This window comes from Schwartzia sp. (in: firmicutes) (genome assembly GCF_978017985.1).
Genome location: NZ_CDXDFU010000206.1, coordinates 1 through 11,506, shown reverse-complemented (window position 1 = coordinate 11,506; position 11,506 = coordinate 1). Strand labels below are relative to the sequence as shown.

Here is an 11,506-nt window from a genome sequence, read left to right as displayed (position 1 = left end):
CCACGCCGAAGGAGCTTTTTGTTTTTACCTGACTCATTCGTTACGCACTCCTTTCAAGGTTTCTTTTTCGAACCAGTGCAGAGCGAGGAACTGGACGTTTATGGTATCGCCTGCTTTCAGTATCAGGTCGCGGGCGATTGCATGATGTGTCTCAAGGCTTGTGCGGAGGAATGTTCCGTCGATTTCTATGAGATAGTCCATCATAGCTCCGAGGAAGTTTGCACGGCGCACGATGCCGTGAAGTCCTTTGTCCTCGCGGGAAATTGTTACATCAGAGGGGCGGAAGGCCGCTACCCAGTCCACAGCCTCGCCCTCAGGCTTTTCTTCCCATGGCATTGGCTGTGTGCCTGTACCTACGAGGAAGTTCGTGCCGTCGCGGCGAACATCTATGAAGTTTGCGATACCCATGAAGTTGAATACGAATGGGTTAGCAGGCTGCTCGAATATTTCCCACGGTGTGCCAATCTGCTGAATGACACCATTTTCGTCCATGATTGCAACACGGTCGGAAATGGCAAGACCGATTTCCTGATCGTGTGTAACGTAAAGGACTGTGACGCCCAGCTTCCTCTGAAGCTCCTTGATTTCAAAACGCATTTCCTCACGCAGGTTTGCGTCAAGGTTGGACAGTGGCTCGTCGAGAAGCATGAGAGACGGTTTGCCTACGAGGGCGCGGGCAAGAGCGACACGCTGCTGCTGACCGCCTGAAAGCTCGGACGGATAACGCTTGTCGAGTCCCGTCATGCCTACGATGTCGACCATTTCCATGACACGCTTCTGAATTTCGTCCTTTGGAACGTTTGCGATTTTCAAAGGATAAGCGATGTTTTCGAATACCGTCATGTGGGGCCAGACGGCATAATCCTGAAACACGACGCCGAGACCGCGGTTTTCAGGCGGTACGTCGATGCCTTCTTCCATATCGTTGACAGGGATATCATCGATGAAAATTTTGCCTGTCTCCGGCGATTCAAAGCCGGCAATGAGGCGCAGCAGCACCGTTTTGCCGCAGCCGGACGGGCCGAGCAGGGTGAAGCATTCGCCTTTCTTTATGGAAAGAGTCAGGTCATTGAGTACCGGGTGGTCCGGATACCCCTTTGTGATGCCTTCCATGCGAATGATGTCCATATGAGACCTCCTTAATGAAAACGACGGGGCGATATCCGCCCCGTCGTCTTTTTCTGCGGAATCAAGCAAGCATTATTTCTTGATGATTTCCGTGAATTTCTGAATCGTAGCTTCCTTCTGCGGGAGAATTTCCGTGTAAACGACCTTGATGCCGTTCTTCATAGCATCCTCCGGTTTAGGAAGGTTGTGCTTCGGATTTTGTTTTACATCCGTACGGACAGGAACCGTGCCTGCGTCGGCAACCTTCTGCTGAGCTTCCTGGCTCAGGAGGTAGTCAACGAATTTCTTTGCTGCGTCGAGGTTCTTGGAGCCTTTGAAGATAGCAACCGGGCTCGGAACCATAATGAGTTCCTTCGGGTATACCATCTGGAGATGTGCGCCTTTTGCAATCTTGTTGTTGGTGATGTAGTCAACCGCGAGGCATGCGGAGAGCTCACCGGAGGACGTATCGTCTACGACCTGACCGGAGCCTTTGCCGATGCGTGTGCCGTTTGCAGCAAGGCGGTTGAAGTAATCCCAGCCGAACTGGTGCTCAAGGAGCGCGACGCTCATGTAGGACGTGCCGGAGAGAGCCGGGTCAGCGATACCGAATGCTTTTGTGTATTCAGGCTTCGTTGCGAGGTCTTCCCAAGCTGTCGGGAACTCTTTGATCTTGTCCGTGTTGACCGCGATACCGAGAGTACCGAGGCGGGCTGCCGTGAAGGAGCCGTCATAGTCATCAAACGGATTCAGGATTTCTTTGAGGTTCGACGGTTTGTAATTCTCAAGAATACCGTCTTTCTTCATCTGGTAGAAGTCAGGAACTTCCGATGTCCAGATAACATCTGCGAGAATGTGGCCGCTCTGGCGCTCTGCAGCAATTTTTGCCATGAGCTTGCCTGCGCCTGCGGACTGATAGTCGACTTCGATGCCCGGATTCTTTTTCTTGAAGCCTTCAACGATGCCGCTGATCAGAGATTCCTTCATTGACGTGTAGATGACAAGTTTGTTTCCCTTAGCGTCGCCGCCTTTGGACTCCTGCTTCGGTCCACCGCCGCAGCCAGCCAAAAGTGCGGTTGAAAGTGCCATGACCGCAATGAGGAATAATACGAGACTCTTTTTCTTCATACGCCCCACTCCTTATAGTGAATTAGTTTTTGCTGAAAGAGGAAGCTTCCCTTTTCAGACTATTCTTATTTGACTAAAATTATAGTGAAGCCCATCTTCGATGTCAATGTGTAAATCTTTTTTGTCGATAAAAAAGTAATTTCATATGTAATTCTCATAAAAAGCTATAGAAATGATTTAAAAGTACCTATATAATATATGTGTCTGTGTCAAATAAGATTCAGAATAATTAGGCAGGGAGGGAGCGCTGTGAAGGGAAGTTCACGCATTGTTAAAGCAGCAGCTCTTTTTCTGCTGTTTTTTTTCATGCCTTTAGTTTCCGAGGCAAAGGAGCTGCCGCAGCTTCGTATCGGTGTCAGCTATGCTCCGGGGGCCTTTGAGGTAGACGGCTACGGCGGATATGAAGGCGCTTTGTACAACCACATAGAGAATCTCGCTGTATACGCGGAGTTTGATCCTGTATATGTTGCAGATACTCTTGAGAACAATCTGCGGAAGGTTGAGAACGGTGAGCTGGATATGGCATTGGCTACTCAACACATGGACGGTGCGGAGGACGGACTTCTCCGCACGACCCGTTCTATTGTCCGTATGCCGTGCTATTTGTTCCTGCGTGACGGTGACGGACTGGTACAGCGTATCGGATACTGCAGGACATTTCATAATCTGCGTTTTTTGGGAGGCGCCCTTGCCGAGTATGGTTCCTTCGGCGGGGTGAAGTATATTCCCGTGCCGTATGAAACTACGGATGAGCTCCGTCAGGCGTGGGAAACAGGTGTGATTGACGGCATGGTGGCAACGGGCTTTGAACGTGCGCCGCTGGCTATCGCCACAGGGAATCTTTTTCTGGAGAATTTTTATCTTGCTGTCCGTAAGGACAGATTTGAGCTGATGGGGCATCTCACACGCTCTATGGAAAGAATAAGGTCATCATCCTCCGAAAAAAATTGGGGTGATTCTCCGGATAAAATGCTTCCGGGGGGACAGCCGCTTTTCCTCAGGCAGGAAGAGATTGCTTACCTTCGCGCGCACCCTGTAATAAGGGTATCTGTCTTTTCGGGACAGGCTCCCTATGCCTATGAAGCGGGGGACGAGGTGCACGGCATATATGCTGATTACCTGAAAAGAGCTGGCAAGGATCTGGGTGTGGAGTTTAAAATGGTTCCGGCGGGGAGCTACGCGGAATCTCTTGCCATGGTACATGACGGCAGGGCCGATATGGTTGCCAGTGTTTATACAAATGCGGCTTGGGCAAGAGAGAACAATATGTGGTTTACGTTCCCTTATATGGAGTCCTCCTATACGGGGATTGTGCGCCGTGACAGGGAAAGTGTACGAGAGCCGCGTGTAGCAGCCGTAAGAGGCCTTTTCTTTACGAGACAGTATGTTGAAAAAACGTATCCACAGAGCAGGATTATTTATTTTGACACTGACAAGGAATGTGTAGAGGCGGTACGAAACGGAACCGCGGACATCTTTTTCACGAAAATTCTTCTGGCCCAGCTCATTTTGATGCAGCCCGAATACGCGGTACTGTATTCAACGGGACAGAGTGTCATGCTGCAGGATATCTCCATGGGCGTATGCCGAAATGCGGATCCGGTTCTTGTCCGTATTCTTAATAAAGAAATTGCGCATATCGGAACCGCGGATACTCAGGCGATAATTGATGAATCCGCACTGGCAATAACTCCTGAGCACAGCTGGCGTACGTTTGTATATTATTATCCTGTTAAATCCCTCTGTGCCGTGATAATTATTTCGACAATTATTATCGGCGGTGTTGTATATATCTATCGCCAGAAGCAGAAGAATTACGAACGGCTTCAGATTGCGGCGTATCGCTACTACCGCAACGGACTCTATAATCTCCGCTGGTTCGAGGAGAATCTTCCGGAATTTATTGAAGAAAATAAAGAGGCCCGCGCCGAGGGCAGATTGTATATCATGTTGAACAATATCTGCCATTTTGACCGCCTTATGGCGGTATGCTCGCGAAACGAGGCCGCGGAAATACAGAAGAAAGTGCTCGAAGAGCTGAGCAGTGAGTTCTCATGGTTTCAGCATTACGCTACCCCCGGAGCGCTTAACCAGAGCTATGTATTCTGCTGTATGCCGAAGGATTATCCGATTGAAAGGGTTATCGCGGGATTCAAGGATAACATACATCTTACAAGCAATATGTTCCCCATCACCATGCAATACAATGTAGGTTTTGTGCAGGTGCCGAAAACAGGAGAAATATCTGCGCAGGAGCTTATCCAGCAGGTTGAGATTGCTCAGGCGGAGGCAGATGAAACAGGGGTACTCTGCTGCATTTATGACGAGAAGCTGATGTCGAAGCGTGCCAAGCAGCAGAAGATTGAAAATATTTTTCCGGCAGCATTGGAAAACAATGAATTTTATGTCTGGTATCAGCCGAAATACGACCTTTATTCGGGCGCTGTGGCAGGAGCTGAGGCCCTTGTCCGCTGGAACAGCAGTGAGCTTGGCCCGCTGAGTCCGGGGCAGTTCATACCTGTGCTTGAGCGTACAAATCTGATTCTGGCACTGGACTACTTTGTTCTGAGAGAGACGATGCTTTATCTAAAACGCAGGCTTGATGCAGGACTTACGGTTGTGCCTGTTTCAGTGAACCAGTCGGGAAAGCATATAAGCGAGGTCGGATATATCGAGAAAATGAAGAAGCTGGCAGAAGAAATTCCTCTGCCGGAAGGGCTTGTCGAACTGGAAATTACTGAAACGGCCTTTGTTGATTATGACTCACAGGCGGCAAGAAAGTACGCCGTGGGTATAGCGAAGAAGCTGCGTGACATGGGCTACCGCCTTGCCATGGATGACTTCTGTACGGGATATTCCTCCATTGCAATGCTGCACACGCTGCCCATGGATACAATAAAAATCGACAGGGCGATCCTTCTGGCGGCTGAAAATGACGACAAGGGACGTACTATTCTGCGCGGCGTTATCGATTTCGGCCGCAGACTGAGGCTGAGTGTTCTTTGCGAGGGTATAGAAACCCAGGAACAGGAGCAGATGCTTCGTGAAGAGGGCTGCATGCTGGGACAGGGCTTCCTTTTTGCCCAGCCAATGAATGAAGAAACCTTTTCAGAATTCCTTTCAACGCATGTAATATCAAATGATATGGTGTGAATTAATATTTAACTGTTTTTAACCGCTGATGCGAGAACGCATGAGCGGTTTTCTTTTGTGCAAAAAACATTTGAAATAGCAAAAAAAGAATTAAATAAGAAGGAAAAATTTTCTTTATGTCGAAATATAAATATATAAATCGATACATAATTAATTCAAAAATTTTAAAGTTTAATAAGTCTTCTTTTACGGAAGGGAGAGGGAGGTATCTTTATGGGATTCTTTCAAAACATCAGAGTGGCGTTCAAGATTTTGACGCTGGCGGTCATAGCGCTTATTGCGCTTGCTGTGGTAGGCTATGGAGGTTATTCAACCTTCCAGGATGCCCAAAAGAAAATTGACGTCATGTACAATCAGCGTCTGAAGAACGGCTACAATGCAGGTCAGATGAAGTATTTCATGCGTGACATGCAGTCGCGTGCAGCTCTTTCCATGAGTGCGACGACACCTGAGCGCTTTGCGGACCTGAAGAAGGACATGGATGAGGTAGACAAGAATTACCTCGCAACCTGGGAGGACTACAAAACCAGAGTTGCACCGGGCTCCAATATGGATTCCATTGAGGAAATGAAGACAGTCTGGCTTAAGTTCTCCGGTACTATGAGAGAGATTCTTGCTCTTAATGAAAAGGGCGACCGCGAAGGTGCACAGAAGCTCTACTCCACAAAGGGCAGCCAGGATACAACCGCTATGCGCAAGGTGCTTGAAGCAAAGCAGACGGCGGTAATGACAAACTCCGAGAAGATGTACCAGGAAAATATTGCTAAATCCGAGGCAGCTTCCCGCAACATGATTATCCAGTGTGTAGTTGCTCTTGTTGTTCTTGTTTTGGCAAGCATCTTTATTTCCCGTGAGATTACAAACCCGCTTGATGAAATTATGGCTAACTGCAAGAAGCTCAGCGACGGCGATTTCCGTGATTCGGGAATGTCCGCAGAACGCAGGGACGAGTTCGGCGATATGGAACAATCCTTTATCGCTATGCGTCAGAATCTCAATAAACTCATGAAGCAGATTCATTCCTCGTCAGATCAGATTGCCGCTTCCTCGGAAGAGCTGACTGCAAGCTCCTCACAGTCCGCGCAGGCTTCTGAGCAGTCGGCACAGGCCGTAACCCGTGCCGCAGGCGCTGTGGCTCAGCAGCAGGTCGGAATTGCTTCCAGTACAGAGTCCATTCAGCAGGTATCTCAGGCTATTGAAAGCCTCAGACAGGAAGCACAGAAAATTGCGGACCAGTCCTCCGCTGCATTTGATAAAGCAACGGCAGGAAGCAATGCTATCATTTCCGCAGTTGACCAGATTAAGAGCGTTGAGAAGACGGTCGGAGAGTCGGCAGGTATTGTCGATAAGCTGGGCGAGCGTTCTCAGGAAATCGGTACTATCGTAGAGACTATTTCCGGTATCGCAGGTCAGACAAACCTCCTTGCACTCAACGCAGCTATTGAGGCTGCGCGTGCAGGTGAGCATGGCCGCGGCTTCGCAGTTGTCGCAGAGGAAGTAAGAAAGCTTGCTGAGCAGTCCCAGACTGCTGCACAGCAGATTGCAGAGCTCATCGGTTCTATCCAGAACGATACAACGAGCGCTGTTTCCTCCATGCGTGAAGGAACTAAAGCCGTATCCGTCGGTGCACAGGCTGTCGAAGGTCTCCGTGCTACATTCGACGAGATTCGCGATAATGTTGATATGGTAACGGGCGAGGTATCCGAGATGAGCTCCTCCATTCAGGGAGTTGCTACTGATACGCAGAATATCTCCAATCAGATTGCAGAGATTGACCAGCAGGGCACAAAAGTTTCCGACGAGATGCAGAATGTCTCGGCTATTGCCGAAGAGCAGTCTGCGTCCGCAGGAGAGATTGCTTCTGCCAGCGGTTCGCTTTCCGAGCTTGCTCAGGATTTGCAGAACTCCCTGCAGAGATTCCGCTTCTAAATCAATATACAATATCCCCGGTTCTTTCGAGAGCCGGGGATTTTTGTTTGCATGTACAATAAATCTTCTTTCATTGCAGGAGAATTAAAGCATCATGGCGAATAATTGAAGATACGGGGGAGGTGTGGCTTTTGACGATTAAGCAGGAAGAAAAAGAAGATTGGCTCAATAAAGCGAACGATTTCTTTTTGGAGGGCGATTTCAAAGCCATGCGCGCCTGTGCCCGTGAGATTCTGGCACATGATTTGGACGACCTTGACGCGCTGGCGCTTTTGGCGCAGGCTTCCTATTATCTGGGAGAAGAAGACGCGGCCGAGCGGATAGTGCAGAGAGTGTCTTCATCAGACCCGTATAACTGGCGTATTCTGTTGACAGCGGCAGAGCTTGCCGTGGGGAACTTTGAGCTGCGTGCAGCCATTCCGCTGTTGCAGCGTCTGTGGCGGCTTGGCGAGGTCGCGGAGGGGGATATTCCCCAATATAAGCTCACTCTGCTGGAACGGGCAGGACGCCTTTTGACAGATACATGCTATCTTCTCGGCAGAGCTAAAGAGGCTGCGGAGGTATGCATGGATGTCAGCGCGCTGGTGAAGGACCCTGCAGGCAAGGCAGACCTTTACAGCAAGGCGTTGTTTCTGACGAATTATCAGACACAGGATAAGCACCATCTGGCACTGAGGGAGGGATACAATGCCTTCTTCGGCATAAGGGTTAAATTTCCTCACACACGCCCTGAGGGAGTGCCGGACAGAAAGCTCCGTATAGGATATCTTTCTCCGGACTTTCGGGAGCATGCCGTGGCGAATTTTTTGACTCCGTTCCTGCGTGATTACTCGAAGCTGGATTTCTCTGTGTTCTGCTATACCATCGGAAGCAAGGACCATGTATCAAAGCGGTTCCGCCGCTACGCTGCCGCATGGCGTGATGTTACGGGGCTTACACCCAAGGAAACGGCGCAGAAAATCTATCAGGACAGGATTGATATCCTGGTGGATTTTTCGGGACATTCACAGGGGTCATGCCTGCCTGTGCTGACGTACCGTCCCGCGCCGATACAGATGGTTGCAATCGGGGATATAAACACAAGCGGACTTCATGAAGCTGATTATTTTCTTTCCGATTATATATGTCAGCCTCCCGATGCGGGGTCAACCGGTTTTACGGAAAAGATTGCACGGGTTCCGTACTGCCATCTCTGCTACTCGCCGGAAATAGTGCATGAGCTTCCGCCGCCTGCGGAGGAACCGCCTGCAAAGCGTAACGGCTATGTGACCTTCGGCAGCTTCAACAATTTCGCAAAGGTCAGCCGTGAAACGCTGCTTCTGTGGAGAGGAGTTCTCGAGGCAGTGCCGGATTCACGGCTCATTATAAAGGGAAAGATTGCGAGCATTCCCGATGGTATAGAGGAAGCAAAAAGCCGGCTGAAGGATATAGGCATCAATCCCGAGCGTGTGGATTTCCGCCCGTACAGTCCTGATTATCTGGAGCAGTACAGGGACGTGGATATCGCTCTTGATACGACGCCATACAACGGCGGGCTGACCACCTGCGAGGCGCTTATCATGGGGGTACCTGTTATAACAAGGAAAGGAAATACCCACGGTTCACGTTACGGGGCGACGATTCTGGAGAATGCGGGGCTTCCTGAGCTGGTGGCAAAAAACGACGGTGATTATGTCCGCAAAGCGGTGCAGATAGCCAATTCCATGGAGATTTTGGAGAAGTTCCATTCGGGCCTGAGAAACGTTGTGAAAAAGTCACGTCTTATGGACGGAATTCCCTATATGAAGGATATAGAGGACCTTTATCGTCATCTCTGGAAAGAGTATTGCACTTTTTCGTAAATTCACATATAATGAGATTTGATATTATTGATTCAGGAAAGGAGATGGGTTTTGTGGACTTGGATATGAGTATAGCTGCTGTCAGTGTAGGGATGCATCAGGCTCAGGTACAGCAGTCTCTCGGAGTTGCTGTCCTCAAAGAAGCGATGGAATCCTCCGAGCAGGGTGTTGAAGCCATGTTGTCCGATATTACAGAAAGCCTTGATCCTAATCTTGGAACGATGATAGATGTGTTTGCCTAAAGAGGCAACGGACCGTTCTACACAATGTGAGGGGATTAATTCATGGCTTTCGAAGACAAAACGTTAACGTGCAAGGACTGCGGTAAGGAGTTCATCTTCAGCGCAGGCGAACAGGAATTTTACGCGGAAAAAGGCTTTGAGAATGAGCCGGTCCGCTGCCGTGACTGCCGCGACAAACGTCGCCGCACCCGTGAGGGCGGAGATCAGCCGCAGCGTCAGATGTTCACCGTTGTCTGTGCTGACTGCGGACGCGAGACAGAGGTTCCGTTCGAGCCTAAGGATGACCGCCCGGTTTTCTGTCGGGACTGCTTCAATAAACGCAGAGGGCACTGACGATTATTTGATACAGGCAATGAGGCCCGGTTTGTGCCGGGCTTTTCTTGTGCACGAGGGCTATCCTCGAATATCTTTTAGGAGAGTGGTTGGGTATGAAGAAGATCATGCTGATCTGCATGGCTGCTGTTTTGGCGCTGGCTGTACTTGCTACAGGCTGCGGCGGCGATTCGGCAAAGAAAGACAGTGGGGCAAAACAGGGCTCGGAGAAGGTTCTGCGCATTGGTACAAACGCAGACTTTGCACCGTTTGAGTTCCAGGATGTAAGCGGCAAGGAGTACGAGGGCTTTGATATGGACCTTATCCGCGCTGTTGCAAAAGAGATGGGTTACAAGGCAGAAATCCAGAATGTTAACTTTGACGGTCTGATTCCGGCAATGGAGTCCGGCAACCTCGATGTCATCATCTCCGGTATGACTATCAACGATGAGCGCAAGCAGAAGGTTAACTTCTCCGATCCGTATTACAAATCCGGTCTGACAATCATCGTTAAGAAGGACAACAAGGACATCAACAAGTTCGCAGACCTCAAAGGCAAGAAGGTTGCTGTTCAGATTGGTACCACAAGCGCAAAAGAATGCCGCAAGATTGAGGGCGTTGAAATCAAAGAGTTCAATAGCTCCGCAGATACGTTCCTTGAACTCAAGGCAGGCGGCGTTGATGCTGTAGTTAACGACCGTCCGGTCAACGACTATTACATCAAAAAGAGCGGTGTCACGGACGTCCGTGCCCTTGATGACCTCCTGACCTCTGAGGAATACGGTATCGCAATGTCCAAGAAGGACCCTGAGATGCAGAAAAAAGTCAACGCAGCTCTCAAGAAACTCCATGAGAACGGCGAGTATGACAAAATCTTCGCTAAATGGTTCGGTACGACATCTAAATAATTTAGGAACACACTGATCAGCGTTTCCTTAAAACAAAATCCTGTCGGGATGAAAACCCGGCAGGATTTTTTGTTTGAATATAGAAATATATACGCAGAGAGAATTAAGCGGAAAATTATTACGACGAAAGGTTGTGGCGAAATGCGCAAGGAGCATGATTTTCTCGGAGAAATGGATGTACCTGATGAGGTCTATTACGGAGTGCAGACAGTACGTGCAATGGAAAACTTCCATATAACGGGAGAAGAGGTAGATAAGGAATTTATACAGGCCGTTGTAATGGTAAAAAAAGCGGCGGCGCTCGCAAATATGGATACGGGGCGTATGAAGCCCGAGATAGGAAATGCGCTGGTGGCTGCTGCGGATGAGATACTCAGTGGAGCTCTTCTTGACCAGTTCCCTGTTGACCCGATTCAGGGCGGCGCGGGAACGTCGGTAAACATGAATGTCAACGAGGTTCTGACCAACCGTGCCCTTGAGCTTACCGGGCACAAAAAAGGCGAGTATCAGTTCATTTCGCCGAACAACCACGCAAATATGGCACAGTCCACCAACGATGTTTTTCCAACGGCAATTAAGGTTTGTATGCGTTACAAGGCGAAGAAGCTCATCGAAGCGCTGAAGCGTCTTGCGGTAGAGCTTGACAAAAAGGCTGTTGAGTTTAAGGACGTTGTAAAGATGGGACGTACACATCTGCAGGATGCTATTCCTATTACAGTCGGTCAGGAAATGGCGTCCTACGCTTCTGCTGTACGCCGCGGAATCCGCCGTATTCAGGGAGCATCAGCCAGCAATCTTCTCGTCATGAACATGGGCGGCACGGCAATTGGTACGGGCCTCAACGCGGAGCCTGAATATATAGAGCGTGTCCGCATACGTCTTAGTG

Annotated in this window: 9 protein-coding genes; 7 read left to right on the top strand and 2 right to left on the bottom strand. The window is 49.5% G+C overall.

What is annotated here, in order from left to right; all coding sequences use genetic code 11:
* Positions 1–33: 33 nt before the first annotated feature.
* Complete coding sequence (locus ACY69O_RS08895) at positions 34–1,128, bottom strand: ABC transporter ATP-binding protein (RefSeq protein ID WP_462333112.1); 1,095 nt, start codon at positions 1,126–1,128, stop codon at positions 34–36.
* Positions 1,129–1,200: 72 nt separating this feature from the next.
* A complete protein-coding gene (locus ACY69O_RS08890) occupies positions 1,201–2,235 on the bottom strand; it encodes an ABC transporter substrate-binding protein (protein WP_462333111.1) in 1,035 nt (344 codons plus the stop codon).
* A gap of 249 nt (positions 2,236–2,484) precedes the next feature.
* On the opposite strand from ACY69O_RS08890, the gene ACY69O_RS08885 reads away from it, so the two are divergent.
* The 7 genes from ACY69O_RS08885 to ACY69O_RS08855 all read left to right on the top strand — a co-directional run.
* Positions 2,485–5,388 (top strand): EAL domain-containing protein, encoded by a 2,904-nt coding sequence (locus ACY69O_RS08885; RefSeq protein WP_462333110.1) that lies wholly within the window; start codon positions 2,485–2,487, stop codon positions 5,386–5,388.
* Positions 5,389–5,601: 213 nt separating this feature from the next.
* Positions 5,602–7,317, top strand: a complete 1,716-nt coding sequence (locus tag ACY69O_RS08880) for a methyl-accepting chemotaxis protein (protein ID WP_462333109.1) — start codon at positions 5,602–5,604, stop codon at positions 7,315–7,317.
* Positions 7,318–7,448: 131 nt separating this feature from the next.
* Positions 7,449–9,158 carry an O-linked N-acetylglucosamine transferase, SPINDLY family protein gene (locus tag ACY69O_RS08875; RefSeq protein ID WP_462333108.1) on the top strand — a complete coding sequence of 570 codons (1,710 nt, stop codon included), beginning with the start codon at positions 7,449–7,451 and terminating at the stop codon, positions 9,156–9,158.
* 53 nt (positions 9,159–9,211) lie between these two features.
* Positions 9,212–9,400 carry a YjfB family protein gene (locus ACY69O_RS08870; protein WP_462333107.1) on the top strand — a complete coding sequence of 63 codons (189 nt, stop codon included), beginning with the start codon at positions 9,212–9,214 and terminating at the stop codon, positions 9,398–9,400.
* Between the two features lie 42 nt (positions 9,401–9,442).
* Positions 9,443–9,733, top strand: a complete 291-nt coding sequence (locus ACY69O_RS08865) for a zinc-ribbon domain containing protein (RefSeq protein ID WP_462333106.1) — start codon at positions 9,443–9,445, stop codon at positions 9,731–9,733.
* Positions 9,734–9,828: 95 nt separating this feature from the next.
* Positions 9,829–10,620, top strand: a complete 792-nt coding sequence (locus ACY69O_RS08860) for a basic amino acid ABC transporter substrate-binding protein (RefSeq protein ID WP_462333105.1) — start codon at positions 9,829–9,831, stop codon at positions 10,618–10,620.
* Positions 10,621–10,761: 141 nt separating this feature from the next.
* Positions 10,762–11,506: lyase family protein (locus ACY69O_RS08855; RefSeq protein WP_462333104.1), on the top strand; the 745-nt coding region annotated here is incomplete at its 3' end.

Bases quoted from the DNA above. Each gene is read 5' to 3' on its own strand.
- ACY69O_RS08865 (WP_462333106.1), top strand. From the start codon at position 9,443: ATGGCTTTCGAAGACAAAACGTTAACGTGCAAGGACTGCGGTAAGGAG.
- ACY69O_RS08895 (WP_462333112.1), bottom strand. From the start codon at position 1,128: ATGGACATCATTCGCATGGAAGGCATCACAAAGGGGTATCCGGACCAC.
- ACY69O_RS08860 (WP_462333105.1), top strand. From the start codon at position 9,829: ATGAAGAAGATCATGCTGATCTGCATGGCTGCTGTTTTGGCGCTGGCT.
- ACY69O_RS08880 (WP_462333109.1), top strand. From the start codon at position 5,602: ATGGGATTCTTTCAAAACATCAGAGTGGCGTTCAAGATTTTGACGCTG.
- ACY69O_RS08890 (WP_462333111.1), bottom strand. From the start codon at position 2,235: ATGAAGAAAAAGAGTCTCGTATTATTCCTCATTGCGGTCATGGCACTT.